Origin of the sequence: uncultured Limimaricola sp. (assembly GCF_964022235.1) — a bacterium.
Classification (GTDB): domain Bacteria; phylum Pseudomonadota; class Alphaproteobacteria; order Rhodobacterales; family Rhodobacteraceae; genus Limimaricola.
In genome coordinates this window covers 162,382-178,722 of sequence record NZ_CAXHZL010000001.1, presented here as the reverse complement: position 1 = coordinate 178,722, position 16,341 = coordinate 162,382, and the positions used below count along the sequence as shown (strand labels likewise).

Sequence of the window (16,341 nt, the reverse complement as noted above, 5' to 3'; positions counted from 1 at the left end):
TCTCTCCTTACTTCGGACGCTTCGCGCCGTACTTCGAGCGGCGCTGCTTGCGGTTCTTGACCCCTTGGGTGTCAAGCACGCCGCGGAGGATGTGGTAGCGGACGCCCGGAAGGTCTTTTACCCGGCCGCCACGGATCAGGACCACGGAGTGCTCCTGAAGGTTGTGGCTCTCGCCCGGAATGTAGCTGATGACTTCGAAGCCATTGGTCAGACGCACCTTGGCGACTTTCCGCATGGCCGAGTTCGGCTTCTTCGGGGTCGTGGTATACACCCGGGTACACACGCCACGCTTTTGCGGGCAGGACTCGAGGTGCTGCGACTTGGACTTGGTGACTTTCGGCTGCCGCGGTTTGCGGATCAGCTGCTGGATCGTTGGCATTGGGCGTCTTTCCCCGTTTCCTGCACTTGTGTCACGGACCGGACGGCCCGCCGATTTCGATTCCTCGCACTTCACGCGTCCGTAAAGCACAAAAACCCGCGAACGCGCCCCTCTTCCGGACACGATGCGGTGGGTCTCCAGAGGATCGGGGCACTAGGCCCGGATCGTGACCACTTCAGCTCTGATATCAGGGCGGAAAGCGGACTGCCCCCTGCCCAAGTGGTGGCCGTATAGGGGGAGTCGCAGGGGGTGTCAACTGTAGCGGGGGGCGACGCTCGACCCGCCCTGTCCTAGCGCGGCGCCGCCAACGCCTGCGCGGCATGGCCACGTCTCGTCACCCGCTCTCTATAGAGTGTAAAGAGCCCGCTGCCCACCACCAGCGCCGCCCCCGCGAGGGCCAACGGCCCCGGAAAGGTGCCGAACACGACAAGGCCCAGGATCAGCGCCGCAATCAGGCTGGCGTAACGGAATGGAGCCACGATTCCGATCTCGCCCACCCGCATCGCAGACACGAGGCAGACGTACCCCACGACCAGGAACAGCGCCGCCGCTCCGAGCCGCAGCGCACTGCTGCCCGTCACCGGTTGCCAATCGACGAGAACCGAGGCCATGAGCGACATGAGCGTGACGCCAGACGAAGTCACAAAGGCCACGAAGACCGATGGCACCGCCTGCGTCATGCGGCGCGCCGCGAGGTCGCGGACCGTCACCCAGCCCACCGCGCCGAGCACCATCACCGAGTAGAGATTGAACCCCTCGCCCCCCGGCTGCACGATCAGCAGCACACCGACAAACCCCACGAGGATCGCGCCCACGCGCTTCCAGCCCACCGCCTCGCCCAACACCAGCGCACCCATCAGCGTCACGGCGAGAGGCAGCGACTGCATGATCGCCGAGGCGTTGGCGAGCGGCATGTTGAACAGCGCCGTCATGAACATCCACGCGCTCGCGACCTCGGCCACCGCGCGCAGTGCGATCAACCGCCGGTCGGACCGCGCGGGCCGGTAGCGGATCTGGCCGAGCCTCGCCGCCAGCAGACCCAGCACAAACGTCGTGATCAGCCCGCGCAGGCTCAGCACCTGCAGCATCGGCATCTCGTCGCCCAGCGACTTGACCAGCGCGTCGTTGCAGGTGAAGGCGACCATGCCGCCCATCATCAGAAGCGCGCCGCGCAGGTTGTCGGTCAGAGGTGCCATGCGATCAGCGGTAGCAGCGGTCCCCGCTGGACGCCAGCAGGGATCCGTGCATCATCCGGCCCCATGACTGATCGCTCGGACCGCTTCCTCGTCTTCGCCGGCATGCGCAACGAGGGCGCATTCCTCGTCGAATGGGTCTCGTGGTACCGGATGATGGGGTTCGAGATCCTCGTCGGGATCAATGACTGCACCGACCGCTCCGCTGCCCTGCTCGACGCCTTTGCCGATGCAGGCTGGCTTCGCTGGTTCGAACACCGCCCGCCGGAGGGCACGCCGCCCAAACAATCCGCGCATCGCCACGCGCAGCGGCACCCCGCAACGGCAGAGGCAGACTGGCTGCTGATCTGCGACGTGGACGAGTTCCTCGTCCTGCATCGCGGCGACGGCACCATCGCGTCCTATCTCGATGATCTGGGTCGCGTTCACCTTGGCGTCGCCTTCCATTGGCAGTGCTTTGGCACTGGCGGTTGGAAGCGCTATCAGCCGGGCCTCGTGCACCGGCAGTTCCGCAGGCGCGGTCCTTCCGCGCGTCCGGCGAACGTGATGGTCAAGACGATGTTCCGCACGCCGCATCGCTTCGGACGCTGGAGCGACCATATGCCATGGGAGTTCGACGGCACATGGGATCGCGACCACAACCGCATCGTCGACAGCGAAGGCCGGACCATCGAGGCGCTCCTGACCGAGCCGCACCCTGTCCGCTTTACCGATGTCGCGCAGATCACCCATCGCTACGCGCAGATGAATCACTACGTGCTGCGCTCGGTCGAGCAGTTCGACGCCAAGCGCGGCACCCTGTCGGCCACCGCCGCCAAGGACCGTTATACGCAAAAGTTCTTCGAGACGCGCGACCGCAACGGGCAGCGCGATCTCGCAGCGCTGGCCCATGCCGAAGCCTTCGACCGGGTGCATGCCGAGGCGATGGCTCTGCCCGGCGTAGCACGGCTGCACCATCTGTGCTGTGCCGATCTGGTGGCGCAGCTGTGTGCGCATCAGGGGTCCGCCTCCTGCGACGACCCCCGCTGGTGCACGGCGATCGAGGCGGCCGACGCCGCGCGCTGAAACCCCTGCCCCGTCCGTCCGGTGGCCGAACTTCTGGCGGCAGCGTCGACCACGAAAAAGGCCCCCGGTGTCCCGGGGGCCTTTCTCAATTTTGCGGTCGGCTCTCCGAGGGAGATCAGTCGCGGCTGTCCTCGGTGCGCGCCGAGATCGTGTCGAACTGGTCGTCCGACATCGGTGCTTCGGCCGGAGCGGCCAGCGCTGCGGCGGCTTCGGCTGCTTCGCGCTTTTGCTCGATCACTGAATGATCGCGATCATGCGCGACCTTGCGCACGCGGGTGGTGGCACCGCCGGTGCCCGCCGGGATCAGGCGGCCGACGATGACGTTCTCCTTGAGACCGACCAGCTTGTCGCGCTTGCCCTGGACCGAAGCTTCGGTGAGCACGCGGGTGGTCTCCTGGAACGACGCCGCCGAGATGAAGCTGCGGGTCTGCAGCGACGCCTTGGTGATGCCGAGCAGCACGGGGCTGCCCTGCGCGGGACGCCCGCCCTTGGAGATCGCCTTCTCGTTGGCCTCGTCGAACTCCGCCTTGTCGACATGCTCGCCCTTGAGCAGCGTGCTCTCGCCCGAGTCCGAGATCTCGATCTTCTGCAGCATCTGGCGAACGATCACCTCGATGTGCTTGTCGTTGATCTTCACGCCCTGCAGTCGATAGACGTCCTGAACCTCGTCGATCATGTAATCGGCAAGGGCTTCGACGCCCATGATGGCAAGGATGTCATGCGGCGCGGGGTTGCCGTCCATGATGTAGTCACCCTTCTGCACGAAGTCGCCTTCCTGCACCGGGATGTGCTTGCCCTTGGGCACCATGTACTCGACCTTCTCGCGGCCCTCTTCCGAAGGCTCGATCGCGATGCGGCGCTTGTTCTTGTAGTCCTTGCCGAAGCGCACGTAGCCGTCGATTTCCGCGATGATGGCGTGGTCCTTGGGACGACGGGCCTCGAACAGTTCCGCCACGCGGGGAAGACCCCCGGTGATGTCCTTGGTCTTGGCGCCTTCGCGCGGGATCCGTGCCACCACGTCGCCGGCCTGGATCTGCTGGCCGTCTTCGACCGACAGGATCGCATCCACCGACATCGGATAGGTCACCGGGTTGCCGCTGTCGGTGCGGACCGGTTCGCCGTCTTCGCCCACCACGATGATCTCGGGCTTGAGCTCGTTGCCCTTGGGCACCGAACGCCAGTCCGTGACGATCCGCTGGGTCATGCCGGTCGCGTCGTCGGTGTCCTCGCGCACGGCGATGCCGTTCACCAGGTCGACGAAGCGGACCATACCGGCCTTCTCGGCGATGATCGGCAGGGTGTAGGGATCCCACTCGAACATCTTCTCGCCGCGCGCGACATCTGCGCCTTCCTTGAGGAAGACCTTGGTGCCGTAGCCGATCTTGTGGCTCGCGCGCTCCTCGCCGTCCTCGCCCATGATCGCGATGACCATGTTCCGGCCCATGACGATCTGGTCGCCCGCCGCGTTCTCGAGGAGCGTGGCGTTGCGGAACTCCACCTTGCCCGACTGGCTGGCTTCGAGGAACGACTGCTGGCCACCTTGGGCCACGCCGCCGATGTGGAAGGTCCGCATCGTCAGCTGGGTGCCCGGCTCACCGATCGACTGCGCCGCGATGATGCCCACGGCTTCGCCCTGGTTCACCATGGTGCCGCGCGCGAGGTCACGCCCGTAGCACGCCGCACAGACGCCGTCTTCGGCCTCGCAGGTGAGCGGGCTGCGGATGCGCATCTTCTGCACCGCCGCCTGCTCGATGATGTCGGCACGACGCTCGTCGATGAGCTCGCCCGCCGCCACCAGCACCTCGTCGGTGCCCGGACGCAGCACGTCGTCGGCCGAAACCCGGCCCAGAACGCGCTCGGACAGCGGCGAGACCACCTCGCCGTCGTTGACCGCCGCTTCCGCGGTGATCGCCCGCTCGGTGCCACAGTCGTGCTCGCGCACGATGCAGTCCTGCGCCACGTCGACGAGACGGCGCGTCAGGTAGCCCGAGTTCGCGGTCTTCAGAGCGGTGTCCGACAGACCTTTCCGCGCACCGTGGGTCGAGTTGAAGTACTCGAGCACGGTCAGGCCTTCTTTGAAGTTCGAGATGATCGGCGTCTCGATGATCTCGCCCGAGGGCTTGGCCATCAGGCCGCGCATGCCACCCAGCTGCTTCATCTGGGTGACCGAGCCACGGGCACCGGAGTGGGCCATCATGTAGACCGAGTTGGGCTCGGCTTCGGCACCGTTCTCGTCGCGCTTGTTGGCCGAGATCGTGGTCATCATCGCGTCGGTGACCTTGTCGTTACACTTCGACCAGGCGTCCACGACCTTGTTGTACTTCTCGCCCTGAGTGATCAGGCCGTCCATGTACTGCTGCTCGAAATCCTTGACCTGATCGCGGGTCTCGTCGACCAGCGTCCACTTGGTCTCGGGGATGACCATGTCGTCCTTGCCGAAGGAGATGCCGGCCTTGAAGGCCTCCTTGAAGCCTACGGACATGATCTGGTCGCAGAAGATGACCGACTCTTTCTGGCCGCAGTAGCGGTAGACGGTGTCGATGACCTGCTGGACCTCTTTCTTGCGCAGCAGACGGTTCAGAAGCTCGAACGGCGCCTTGGCGTTGAGCGGCAGCAGACCGCCAAGCCGCAGACGGCCCGGGGTGGTCTCGAACCGCTTGATGACCTCGTTGCCCTCTTCGTCGATCTGCTTGATCCGCGCGATGATCTTGGCGTGCATGTGCACTTCACCGGCGTTGAGCGCGTGCTCGACCTCGTCGATCGAGTTGAAGGCCATGCCCTCGCCCTTCATGCCTTCACGCATGATGGTCGTATAGTAGAGACCCAGAACCATGTCCTGCGACGGCACGATGATCGGCGCGCCGTTGGCGGGCGACAGCACGTTGTTGGTCGACATCATCAGCACGCGCGCTTCGAGCTGGGCTTCCAGCGAAAGCGGCACGTGGACGGCCATCTGGTCACCGTCGAAGTCGGCGTTGAAGGCCGAACAGACCAGCGGGTGCAGCTGGATCGCCTTGCCTTCGATCAGGATCGGCTCGAAGGCCTGGATGCCCAGACGGTGCAACGTCGGCGCCCGGTTGAGCATCACCGGATGCTCGCGGATCACCTCGTCGAGGATGTCCCAGACCTCGGGACGCTCCTTTTCAACCAGCTTCTTGGCCTGCTTGACGGTCGAGGACAGACCTTTGGCCTCGAGCCGCGAGTAGATGAACGGCTTGAACAGCTCGAGTGCCATCTTCTTGGGCAAGCCGCACTGGTGCAGCTTGAGTTCCGGTCCGGTCACGATGACCGAACGGCCCGAGAAGTCGACCCGCTTGCCCAGAAGGTTCTGGCGGAAGCGGCCCTGCTTGCCCTTGAGCATGTCCGACAGCGACTTCAGCGGGCGCTTGTTGGCACCCGTGATGACGCGGCCGCGACGGCCGTTGTCGAACAGCGCGTCGACGGATTCCTGCAGCATCCGCTTTTCGTTGCGCACGATGATGTCGGGCGCACGCAGCTCGATGAGCCGCTTGAGGCGGTTGTTGCGGTTGATCACCCGGCGATACAGGTCGTTGAGGTCGGAGGTCGCGAAGCGGCCGCCGTCCAGCGGCACCAGCGGGCGCAGCTCGGGCGGGATCACCGGGATCACGGTGAGAACCATCCACTCGGGACGGTTGCCGCTCTCGATGAAGCTTTCGACGATCTTCAGGCGCTTGATGATCTTCTTGGGCTTCAGCTCGCCGGTGGCCTCCTTGAGGTCGGCGCGCAGCTGCTCGGCCTCGCCCTCGAGGTCGATCTGGGCCAGCATTTCGCGGATCGCCTCGGCGCCGATGTTGGCGGAGAAGGCGTCGGCGCCGTACTGGTCCTGAGCGTCGAGGAACTGCTCCTCGCTCATCAGCTGGCCGTAAGTCAGGTCGGTGAGACCCGGCTCGATGACGACATAGTTCTCGAAGTAGAGAATCCGCTCGAGATCACGCAGCGTCATGTCCAGCATGAGGCCGATCCGGCTCGGAAGCGACTTCAGGAACCAGATGTGCGCGACGGGGGCGGCCAGCTCGATGTGGCCCATGCGCTCGCGACGGACCTTCTGCAGCGTGACTTCCACGCCGCATTTCTCGCAGACAACGCCGCGATACTTCATCCGCTTGTACTTGCCGCAAAGGCACTCGTAGTCCTTGATCGGCCCGAAGATGCGGGCACAGAACAGGCCGTCGCGCTCGGGCTTGAAGGTCCGGTAGTTGATCGTCTCGGGCTTCTTGATCTCGCCGAAGGACCAGCTGAGAATCCGTTCCGGCGACGCCAGACTGACCTTGATCTCGTCAAAGGTCTTGGCCGGGGTCAGCGGGTTGAACGGGTTGTTGGTGAGTTCCTGGTTCATTTCAAATCCTTGAATCTAGGCAGAGGGCGACGGCGTGCCGCGCACCCCGTGGGGCGCGCGGCGGGACGCCGTTACTCGTCCTCCGCGTCCAGGAGTTCCATGTTGAGGCCGAGGCCCCGGACTTCCTTCACGAGGACGTTGAACGATTCCGGCACGCCGGCCTCGAAGTTGTCCTCGCCCTTGACGATGCTCTCGTAGACCTTGGTCCGGCCTGCCACGTCGTCCGACTTCACGGTCAGCATTTCCTGCAGCGTGTAGGCGGCGCCATAGGCTTCCAGTGCCCAGACCTCCATCTCACCGAAGCGCTGGCCACCGAACTGCGCCTTACCGCCCAGCGGCTGCTGGGTGACGAGGCTGTACGGCCCCGTGGAACGCGCGTGGATCTTGTCGTCCACGAGGTGGTGCAGCTTGAGCAGGTACTTCACGCCCACCGTCACCCTGCGCGAGAACTTCTCGCCGGTGCGGCCGTCGAACAGGTCCGACTGACCGGAGGTGTCGAAGCCGGCGCGGCGGAGCGAGTCGTTGACGTCGTTCTCCTTGGCACCGTCGAACACCGGGGTGGCGATCGGAACACCGCGCTGGACGTTGGAAGCGATCTCGGTGACCCGGTCCTCTTCCATGCCTTCGATGCCCTCTTCGTAGACATCGTCGCCATAAGCGATGCGCAGCGCCTCGCGGACGGGGGTGAGATCGCCCGAGCGACGATACTCCTGCAGCGCCTCGTCGACCTGGATGCCGAGGCCGCGCGCGGCCCAGCCCATGTGGGTCTCGAGGATCTGACCGACGTTCATGCGCGACGGCACGCCCAGCGGGTTGAGGCAGAAGTCGACCGGCGTGCCGTCGGCGAGGAACGGCATGTCCTCCATCGGCACCACGCGCGAGATGACGCCCTTGTTGCCGTGACGACCGGCCATCTTGTCACCCGGCTGAAGCTTGCGCTTCACCGCGACGAAGACCTTGACCATCTTCATCACGCCCGGCGGCAGGTCGTCGCCACGACGCACCTTCTCGACCTTGTCCTCGAAGCGCGCATCGAGCGTGCGCTTCTGGATCTCGTACTGCTCGTTGAGCGCCTCGACGATCGTGGCGTCGTCCTCGTCTTCGAGGGCGAGCTGCCACCACTGGCCGCGCGACAGCGTGCCCAGCAGTTCGTCGTCGATGATCGCGCCGGCCTTGACGCCGCGCGGGCCCTTCACGGCGGTCTTGCCGGTGATCAGGTCCTTGAGACGCGCGTAGATGTTACGATCGAGGATCGCCAACTCGTCATCGCGGTCACGTGCGAGACGATCGACTTCCTCGCGCTCGATCTGCAGCGCGCGCTCGTCTTTCTCGACGCCGTGGCGGTTGAACACCCGGACCTCGACGATGGTGCCGTAGTCGCCCGGGGGCAGCCGCAGCGAGGTGTCGCGCACGTCCGAGGCCTTCTCGCCGAAGATGGCGCGAAGCAGCTTCTCCTCGGGGGTCATCGGAGACTCGCCCTTCGGAGTGATCTTGCCCACGAGAATGTCACCCGGCCCCACTTCGGCACCGATGTAGACGATGCCCGCCTCATCGAGGTTGCGCAGGGCTTCCTCGCCGACGTTGGGGATGTCGCGCGTGATCTCTTCCGGCCCAAGCTTGGTGTCGCGGGCCGCGACCTCGAATTCCTCGATGTGGATCGAGGTGAAGACGTCGTCGCGCACGATGCGCTCGGAGATCAGGATCGAGTCCTCGTAGTTGTAGCCGTTCCACGGCATGAACGCGACGACCACGTTCTTGCCGAGCGCCAGCTCGCCCATGTCGGTCGAGGGACCGTCGGCGACGACCTCGCCCTTCTGGACCCGGTCACCCACCTTCACCAGCGGACGCTGGTTGATGCAGGTGTTCTGGTTCGACCGCTGGAACTTGCGCATCCGGTAGATGTCGACCCCGGCATCGCCGAGCTCGAGATCCTCGGTGGCACGGATCACGATCCGGGTGGCGTCCACCTGGTCGATGATGCCACCGCGGCGCGCCATGATGGCGGCGCCGGAATCGCGGGCCACGACTTCCTCGATGCCGGTGCCGACGAGCGGCGCCTCGGCCTGCAGGAGCGGAACCGCCTGACGCTGCATGTTCGACCCCATCAGGGCGCGGTTGGCGTCGTCGTTCTCGAGGAACGGGATCAGCGAGGCCGCGACCGAGACGAGCTGCTTGGGGCTCACGTCGATCAGGTCGACGCTTTCCGACGGGGCCAGCATGTAGTCGCCCGACTGGCGGGTGTTGACCAGATCGTTGGTGAACTTGCCGTTCTCGTCGAGCGAGGCGTTGGCCTGTGCCACGGTATGGCGCATTTCCTCGGTGGCCGAGAGGTAGTTCACCTCGTCGGTCACCTGGCCGTCCACCACCTTGCGGTAGGGGGTCTCGATGAAGCCGTACTTGTTCACGCGGGCAAAGGTGGCCAGCGAGTTGATGAGGCCGATGTTCGGGCCTTCCGGCGTTTCGATCGGGCACATCCGGCCATAGTGGGTCGGGTGCACGTCGCGCACCTCGAAGCCCGCGCGCTCACGCGTCAGACCGCCCGGCCCGAGCGCCGAGAGGCGACGCTTGTGCGTCACTTCCGACAGCGGGTTGGTCTGGTCCATGAACTGCGACAGCTGCGACGAGCCGAAGAATTCGCGCACGGCAGCAGCCGCCGGCTTGGCGTTGATCAGGTCCTGCGGCATCACCGTGTCGATCTCGACCGAAGACATCCGCTCCTTGATCGCGCGCTCCATGCGCAGCAGGCCGACGCGGTACTGGTTTTCCATCAGCTCGCCGACCGAACGTACCCGGCGATTGCCCAGGTGGTCGATGTCGTCGATTTCGCCCTTGCCGTCGCGCAGTTCCACCAGTGCCTTGATGCAGGCAATGATGTCCTCGCGGCGCAGCGTGCGCTGCGTGTCCTCGGCGTCGAGGTTGAGGCGCATGTTCATCTTCACGCGGCCCACGGCCGAGAGGTCGTAGCGCTCGCTGTCGAAGAACAGCGTGTCGAACAGCGCCGAGGCGGCGTCGACGGTCGGCGGCTCGCCGGGGCGCATGACCTTGTAGATTTCCATGAGCGCCGTCTCACGGTTCCACGCCTTGTTGTCGGCGGCGACCGTGTTGCGGATGTAGGGACCGACGTTGACGTTGTCGATGTCGAGCACCGGGATCTCGGTGAAGCCCGCGTCCATCAGCTCCTTGAGGGAGCCGCCGGTCACTTCGCCGTTCTTGTCGGTCTCGATGGTCAGCTCATCGCCGGCCTCGACGTAGATCGCGCCGGTGTCCTCGTCGACGATGTCGCGCGCGACGAACTTGCCGAGGATGTTGTTGAACGGCACGAGCAGGTCGGTGACCTTGCCTTCGTCGATCAGCTGCTTGACGGCGCGCGGGGTCACCTTCTCGCCAGCCTTGGCGATCACTTCGCCGGTGGCGGCATCCACGAGGTCATAGGTCGGGCGGGTGCCGCGCATCCGTTCGGGGAAGAACTTCGTGACCCAGGCCTGTGCCTTCTTGTCGAAGCTGTAATCGACCGTGTTGTAATACGCGTCCATGATCCGCTCCTGGTCGAGACCAAGGGCATAGAGGAGCGTGGTGACGGGCAGCTTCCGGCGACGGTCGATCCGCGCGAAGACGAGATCCTTGGCGTCGAATTCGAAGTCGAGCCAGGAGCCGCGGTAGGGGATGATCCGGCAGGCGAACAGCAGCTTGCCCGAGGAGTGGGTCTTGCCCTTGTCGTGGTCGAAGAACACGCCCGGGGAGCGGTGCATCTGGGACACGATCACCCGCTCGGTCCCGTTGACGATGAACGTGCCGTTCTGGGTCATCAGGGGCATGTCGCCCATGAAGACGTCCTGCTCCTTGATGTCCTTGACGGACTTCGCACCGGTGTCCTCGTCGATATCGAACACGATCAGGCGCAGCGTGACCTTCAGCGGTGCGCTGTAGGTCATGTCGCGGGCCTGACATTCCTCGACGTCGTATTTCGGCTTCTCAAGCTCGTATTTCACGAACTCCAGAGTCGCCGTCTCGTTGAAGTCCTTGATCGGGAACACCGACTGGAACACGCCCTTGATGCCTTCGCCGTCGGTCGGCACGGGCTGGTCGCCCGATTTCAGGAACAGGTCGTAGGAGGATTTCTGCACCTCGATGAGGTTCGGCATCTCCAGAACTTCACGGATCTTGCCGTAATATTTGCGCAAACGCTTCTGGCCGAGGAAGGACTGAGCCATGGGTGTCGTCACCTTTCAGGTCTCTGCGGATCACCGGGCCGGCGGGGAAGGCCACGGGGTCCATGCGAGAGGGGAGTTCCGGTCAATTCACGGCCTTCGTCCCACCGAAGACCTCCCGACCATGGGAACCTGCCCGAGACGGGAGCCGCACGCAGCCCCCTTCCAAGACGGGTTCGGCTGGACCCGCGAAACCGCGGATCCAGCCAATTCACAAGGCGTGACGCGCAGCGCGCGCGCCCGACCGTTATCAGGCCAGCTCGACCTTGGCGCCAGCTGCTTCCAGCTTCGCCTTGATCTCTTCGGCTTCCGCCTTCGGAGCGCCTTCCTTGACCTTGCCGCCGGCCTCAACGAGGTCCTTGGCTTCTTTCAGGCCGAGGCCGGTGATGCCGCGGACTTCTTTGATCACGTTGATCTTCTGAGCGCCGGCGTCCTTCAGGACGACGTCGAACTCGGTCTTCTCTTCTTCGGCCGCGCCGGCATCGCCTGCCGGGCCAGCCATCATCACGGCGCCGCCGGCGGCGGGCTCGATGCCATACTCGTCCTTGAGGATGGTTTTCAGTTCCTGCGCCTCGAGGAGGGTCAGACCAACGATCTCTTCGGCGAGTTTCTTCAGATCAGCCATTTTATCTTCCGTTCGTTCAATTGTGTTCCAACGCGAGGGCTTTCAAGCCCCCGAGGGGTACGGGATGCCTTAGGCAGCCTTCTCTTCGATGGTCGAGAGAATGCTTGCGATGTTGCTTGCGGGCGCGCCAATGGCACCGGCGATGTTGCTGGCCGGGGCACCGATGCAGCCGACGATCGAAGCAATGAGCTCTTCACGCGACGGCATCTGGGCCACGGCTTTCACACCGGCGACGTCCAGAGCCGACTCTCCCATCGCGCCGCCGAGGATGACCAGCTTGTCGTTGGTCTTCGCATAGGCGTCGACCACCTTGGCAGCTGCCACGGGGTCTTCGGAATAGGAGAGAACGGTCATGCCCGTGAGGTGGTTGGCGATGCTTGCGCAGGGCTTTCCCTCAAGGGCGATCTTGGCGAGCTTGTTCTTGGCAACACGCACGGACCCACCCGCTTCACGCATTTTCGCGCGCAGGTCCTGCATCTGGGCAACCGTCATGCCTTCGTAGTGGGCAACCACTACGACGCCAGAGCTTTCAAAGATCTGGCCGAGTTCCTCGACCACTTTCTCTTTCTGGGCTCTATCCACGGTTTACTCCAAGTTTGGGGGTTTCCCCCCGGCTCTGTCTGACCCCCTGATGGTCCGGGGGCCGTTCGGGTCCGCTTCAGGGTCCCGAGGCCATGATCGCCCGAAAGAAAGCTCGCGCTTTCGAACGGAAATCCAAAGTCTCGTTTCCCATCTCGGGAAGGCCTTAGCGGGAGTTCCCTCCCTGCCCTCCGTCTCGGACAGGACGGGGCGCGAACGCCCCGCCATTCGCTCCCGACCGAGGCCGGGAGGAAATCTCTTAGGCCGTGCCGGTGGCCGAGGCCAGATCGACGGTTACGCCCGGGCCCATGGTCGAGGACAGCGCCACCTTCTTGAGGTAGGTGCCCTTGGCGCCGGCGGGCTTCGCCTTGGAGACGGCATCCACGAAGGCGCGGATGTTCTCTTCGAGCTTGGCTTCGTCGAACGACGCCTTGCCGATGCCGGCATGGATCACGCCGGCCTTTTCGACGCGGAACTGGACCTGACCACCCTTGGCGGCGTTGATCGCGTCGGTCACGTCCATGGTGACGGTCCCGATCTTCGGGTTCGGCATCAGGTTGCGCGGGCCGAGGATCTTGCCGAGACGGCCGACGATCGGCATCATGTCCGGCGTTGCGATGCAACGGTCGAACTCGATCTTGCCGGACTGCACGGTCTCCATCAGGTCTTCGGCACCAACGATGTCGGCGCCGGCCTTCTTGGCCTCTTCCGCCTTGTCGCCACGGGCGAAGACGGCGACGCGCACGGTCTTGCCGGTGCCGTTGGGCAGCGTGACCGAACCGCGGACCATCTGGTCGGCGTGACGCGGATCGACGCCGAGGTTCATCGCGATCTCGATGGTCTCGTCGAACTTGGCGTTGGCGTTGGACTTGATCAGCGAGACGGCTTCGGAGAGCTGGACGTTGTCCTTGCCCGAGAAGGCCTCGCGAGCGGCGCGGGTGCGTTTACCGAGTTTTGCCATGATTCAGCCTTTCACCTCGATACCCATCGACTTGGCGGAGCCAAGGACGGTCTGCATCGCACCTTCAACGCTGGTCGCGTTGAGGTCTTTCATCTTCGCTTCGGCGATTTCGCGCACCTGGGCGAGCGACACGGTGCCGGCGGTTTCCTTGCCGGGGGTCGCCGAGCCCTTGGGCCGGTTGCGCTTGCCGACGGGCTTCAGGCCAGCGGCCTTCTTGAGGAAGAACGACGCCGGCGGCGACTTGATCTCCATCGTGAAGGACTTGTCCTGGTAGTAGGTGATCACGGTCGGGCAAGGCGCGCCCTTTTCCAGATCTGCGGTCTTCGCGTTGAAGGCCTTGCAGAACTCCATGATGTTGATGCCGCGCTGACCCAGCGCCGGACCCACCGGCGGAGACGGGTTGGCTTCGCCTGCCTTCACCTGGAGCTTCAGCTGCCCCATTACTTTCTTGGCCATCGGGCCTCTCCTTATCGCAACACCACGCGGACGCGTCCGGGTGGCCATCGGTTGGTGCGGTGCGGCTTGGAGGGCGCGCCCCCCTTGCCTCCCGCATGCGGCGCGAATCGTCTCCGATCCGGTCGCCACCAAGGGTCCGGCCCGCAGGCCGGCGCAATTGAAGGTCGTCGCATAGCCCCCTCGGGGGGTGCCGTCAAGCCCGCCGCGCGGTGTTTGGCCGAGGCTAGGCCGCGCCCTGCCCCGCCTTCTCGCCCAAGTCCTCGCCCGTGCTCTTGTCCGTGACCGAGCCTGCCTGCGCGGAATGCGCGCCGGGGGGATAATGCGCAGCCCATGACGCCGCCACCGCGTCCCAGCCGAATCGCGCCTCGGCGATGGTGCGGGCGCGGCGCGACAGGGTTTCGGCCATATGCGGCTCGCTGATCAGCCGATCCATGCCCGCCGCGAGGCCCTCGACCACCGCCGCCTCGCCCGCAGGTTCGACATAGATCGCCGATCCGTCGTCGGCGAGCATCGCCGGGCCGCCCCAGCGCAGCGCCAGCACCGGCACGCCCAGCATCATCGCCTCCTGCATCACGATGCCGTTGGCTTCGGCGAGCGAGGGAAACACATAGCCCCGCGCCGCGGCGAGTCCGGTGAGCACCTCGCCATGCGGCAGCCACCCGGCAAAGCGGACGCGGTCCGCGACCCCGAGATCCCGCGCCAAGGCTTCGAGGCCCGGCCGCGCCGCGCCGTCGCCGTAGACGGTGAGCCGCGCGCCCTCATGGCTCGCCGCCACCGCGCGGATCGCCAGATCCGTGCCCTTGTGATCGACCTGCCGCCCCGAGCAGGCGAACATCTCGTTCCGACCCTGATGCGTCGCGCGGGGCCGCGCGGCAATGACCTCGGCCACGCCCGAATCGACCACGTCGGTCATCCGCGACTGCGGCACGCCGGCCCAGCCCAGCGAGTCCCGCGTGCGGTCATAGCCCGAGACGAGCACGTGGGAGGCGCGGCGCTTGTCCGGGGCCAGCACCGACAAGAGCCGCTGAACCGGGCGATGCAGCCACGCGCCGAGCCTGCGGCGCGGTGCCTCGCGGGCGGCAAAGGCGGGGGGATAATGGATGTTGCCGGTGAAAGGGCCCATCAGGGTCCGAAAGCCACGCGGTGGAAACCGCGGTTCGACCGGCGAGACTGGACACAGGTAATGCACGAGCGTGTCCGCAGGGTCGAAGCGGTCCCGGATCAGCCGGGCCGCCAGCAGATGAAAGCAGGTCGACACCAGCGGCCCGCCGATCCGGCTGTGCCACAGCGCCTTTTGCAGCGCGTCGTCCTCGACGAAGATCATCCGCTCGGCCGGAAAGTCGCGCAATAGCCCGACCCGGCCCCGGGCGTGGGTCACCAGCACGGCGTCGAAGCCATGCCGCAGCAGGTAGCCGAAGTACTGGTGCGCCTTGATCGCCTCGCCGCCCATGTCGGTGCCGGCATTGGAGGAAACGAGGACGATCTTCATGGGGCAGGCTCCGGGGCGCGTCAGGGCCCCGGCAGCGTGGCCGCAGCGACCGGGCCGGTCAAGCGCGGGATCAGCCTTGTTTGGCCACTTGGGTGAATTCGAGCTCGACCGGGGTGGCGCGACCGAAAATGGAAACAGTGACCTTGAGCCGCTGGTTGTCCTCGTCGACCTCTTCGACCATGCCGTCGAAATCCTCGAAGGGGCCGTCCTTGACCTTCACCTTCTCACCGATCTCGAAGCGGATCAGGGTGCGCGGGCTTTCCTCGCCTTCCTGAACACGGCCCAGAATCGCCTCCACCTCGGCATCGCGCATCGGCATCGGTCGGCCCTGCGGGCCAAGGAAGCCGGTGACGCGGTTGATCGAGGTGACGAGATGATAGCCCTTGTCGGACATCTCCATATGCACCAGCACATAGCCGGGCATGAAGCGGCGCTCGGTCGAAACCTTCTTGCCGCGGCGGACCTCGATCACTTCCTCGGTGGGAACCAGCACCTCGTCGATGACGTCTTCGAGCTGCTGCTCGGCGACCTTGGTCCTGATCTGCTCGGCGATCTTCTTCTCGAAGTTCGAGAGCACGGAAACCGAATACCAGCGTTTCGCCATGTTGCCCGACACCTTCCGTCGCAACCGGCGGGACGCCGGTGCCTCGTTGAATTTCTCCGACCCGTGTTGCGGGGTCGCTCAAACGGCAAAGCGGCGCGCATCGCGCGCCGTTTGTCCAAGTCCGCCGGTCAGTAGCGCCCGGCGCGGCGCAGATCAAGCCCCACGGGGCCGAAGCCACAAGCCGCTGCGCTCAGCCCGCCAGGCCTTCCAGCACCGCCTGAAGCCCGGAACGGATGCCAAGATCCACGAGGCTGAAGAACAGCGCCGCAACGGCAGCGAGGATGAAGATCATCACCGTGGTCAGCACCACCTCGCGGCGGGTCGGCCAGACCACCTTGGCGATCTCGGCGCGGGTCTGCTGCGCGAACTGGACGGGGTTGGTTCTGGCCATCATCTTCACCTTTCGAGGGATCGATGCGGGACAT

12 protein-coding genes are annotated in these 16,341 nt (G+C 65.2%); 1 reads left to right on the top strand and 11 read right to left on the bottom strand.

The window, feature by feature from the left end:
* Positions 1–7 precede the first annotated feature (7 nt).
* Positions 8–379 carry a 30S ribosomal protein S12 gene (gene rpsL, locus AADJ02_RS00925; RefSeq protein ID WP_017930005.1) on the bottom strand — a complete coding sequence of 124 codons (372 nt, stop codon included), beginning with the start codon at positions 377–379 and terminating at the stop codon, positions 8–10.
* 290 nt (positions 380–669) lie between these two features.
* Positions 670–1,575 (bottom strand): DMT family transporter, encoded by a 906-nt coding sequence (locus AADJ02_RS00920; protein WP_341211119.1) that lies wholly within the window; start codon positions 1,573–1,575, stop codon positions 670–672.
* 63 nt (positions 1,576–1,638) lie between these two features.
* Between AADJ02_RS00920 and AADJ02_RS00915 the strand changes: the two genes are divergently transcribed.
* The gene (locus AADJ02_RS00915) at positions 1,639–2,637 is read left to right on the top strand and encodes a glycosyltransferase family 2 protein (RefSeq protein ID WP_341211118.1); all 999 of its coding nucleotides are present in this window, start codon (positions 1,639–1,641) and stop codon (positions 2,635–2,637) included.
* Positions 2,638–2,752: 115 nt separating this feature from the next.
* Here the strand turns inward: AADJ02_RS00915 and rpoC are convergent, their stop codons facing one another.
* The 9 genes from rpoC to secE all read right to left on the bottom strand — a co-directional run bounded on the left by rpoC (position 2,753) and on the right by secE (position 16,307).
* A complete protein-coding gene (rpoC, locus tag AADJ02_RS00910; RefSeq protein WP_341211117.1) occupies positions 2,753–6,994 on the bottom strand; it encodes a DNA-directed RNA polymerase subunit beta' in 4,242 nt (1,413 codons plus the stop codon).
* Positions 6,995–7,065: 71 nt separating this feature from the next.
* Positions 7,066–11,205, bottom strand: coding sequence for a DNA-directed RNA polymerase subunit beta (gene rpoB / locus AADJ02_RS00905; RefSeq protein WP_341211116.1), 4,140 nt, complete (start codon positions 11,203–11,205; stop codon positions 7,066–7,068).
* Positions 11,206–11,452: 247 nt separating this feature from the next.
* A complete protein-coding gene (rplL, locus tag AADJ02_RS00900) occupies positions 11,453–11,827 on the bottom strand; it encodes a 50S ribosomal protein L7/L12 (RefSeq protein ID WP_017930000.1) in 375 nt (124 codons plus the stop codon).
* Between the two features lie 69 nt (positions 11,828–11,896).
* Positions 11,897–12,409: a 50S ribosomal protein L10 gene (gene rplJ, locus AADJ02_RS00895; RefSeq protein ID WP_341211115.1), complete on the bottom strand. Its 513-nt coding sequence runs from the start codon at positions 12,407–12,409 to the stop codon at positions 11,897–11,899.
* A 256-nt stretch (positions 12,410–12,665) separates the two neighbouring features.
* Complete coding sequence (gene rplA / locus AADJ02_RS00890; RefSeq protein ID WP_341211114.1) at positions 12,666–13,367, bottom strand: 50S ribosomal protein L1; 702 nt, start codon at positions 13,365–13,367, stop codon at positions 12,666–12,668.
* Between the two features lie 3 nt (positions 13,368–13,370).
* A complete protein-coding gene (rplK, locus tag AADJ02_RS00885) occupies positions 13,371–13,823 on the bottom strand; it encodes a 50S ribosomal protein L11 (protein ID WP_341211113.1) in 453 nt (150 codons plus the stop codon).
* Between the two features lie 223 nt (positions 13,824–14,046).
* On the bottom strand, positions 14,047–15,312 hold the full coding sequence (locus AADJ02_RS00880; protein ID WP_341211112.1) for a glycosyltransferase family 4 protein: 1,266 nt from the start codon (positions 15,310–15,312) through the stop codon (positions 14,047–14,049).
* A gap of 70 nt (positions 15,313–15,382) precedes the next feature.
* The gene (nusG, locus tag AADJ02_RS00875) at positions 15,383–15,916 is read right to left on the bottom strand and encodes a transcription termination/antitermination protein NusG (RefSeq protein ID WP_017929995.1); all 534 of its coding nucleotides are present in this window, start codon (positions 15,914–15,916) and stop codon (positions 15,383–15,385) included.
* A 190-nt stretch (positions 15,917–16,106) separates the two neighbouring features.
* Positions 16,107–16,307: a preprotein translocase subunit SecE gene (gene secE, locus AADJ02_RS00870; RefSeq protein WP_341211111.1), complete on the bottom strand. Its 201-nt coding sequence runs from the start codon at positions 16,305–16,307 to the stop codon at positions 16,107–16,109.
* Positions 16,308–16,341: the final 34 nt, after the last annotated feature.

Bases quoted from the DNA above. Each gene is read 5' to 3' on its own strand.
- rpsL (WP_017930005.1), bottom strand. From the start codon at position 379: ATGCCAACGATCCAGCAGCTGATCCGCAAACCGCGGCAGCCGAAAGTC.
- AADJ02_RS00920 (WP_341211119.1), bottom strand. From the start codon at position 1,575: ATGGCACCTCTGACCGACAACCTGCGCGGCGCGCTTCTGATGATGGGC.
- AADJ02_RS00915 (WP_341211118.1), top strand. From the start codon at position 1,639: ATGACTGATCGCTCGGACCGCTTCCTCGTCTTCGCCGGCATGCGCAAC.
- rpoC (WP_341211117.1), bottom strand. From the start codon at position 6,994: ATGAACCAGGAACTCACCAACAACCCGTTCAACCCGCTGACCCCGGCC.
- rpoB (WP_341211116.1), bottom strand. From the start codon at position 11,205: ATGGCTCAGTCCTTCCTCGGCCAGAAGCGTTTGCGCAAATATTACGGC.
- rplL (WP_017930000.1), bottom strand. From the start codon at position 11,827: ATGGCTGATCTGAAGAAACTCGCCGAAGAGATCGTTGGTCTGACCCTC.
- rplA (WP_341211114.1), bottom strand. From the start codon at position 13,367: ATGGCAAAACTCGGTAAACGCACCCGCGCCGCTCGCGAGGCCTTCTCG.
- rplK (WP_341211113.1), bottom strand. From the start codon at position 13,823: ATGGCCAAGAAAGTAATGGGGCAGCTGAAGCTCCAGGTGAAGGCAGGC.
- AADJ02_RS00880 (WP_341211112.1), bottom strand. From the start codon at position 15,312: ATGAAGATCGTCCTCGTTTCCTCCAATGCCGGCACCGACATGGGCGGC.
- nusG (WP_017929995.1), bottom strand. From the start codon at position 15,916: ATGGCGAAACGCTGGTATTCGGTTTCCGTGCTCTCGAACTTCGAGAAG.
- secE (WP_341211111.1), bottom strand. From the start codon at position 16,307: ATGGCCAGAACCAACCCCGTCCAGTTCGCGCAGCAGACCCGCGCCGAG.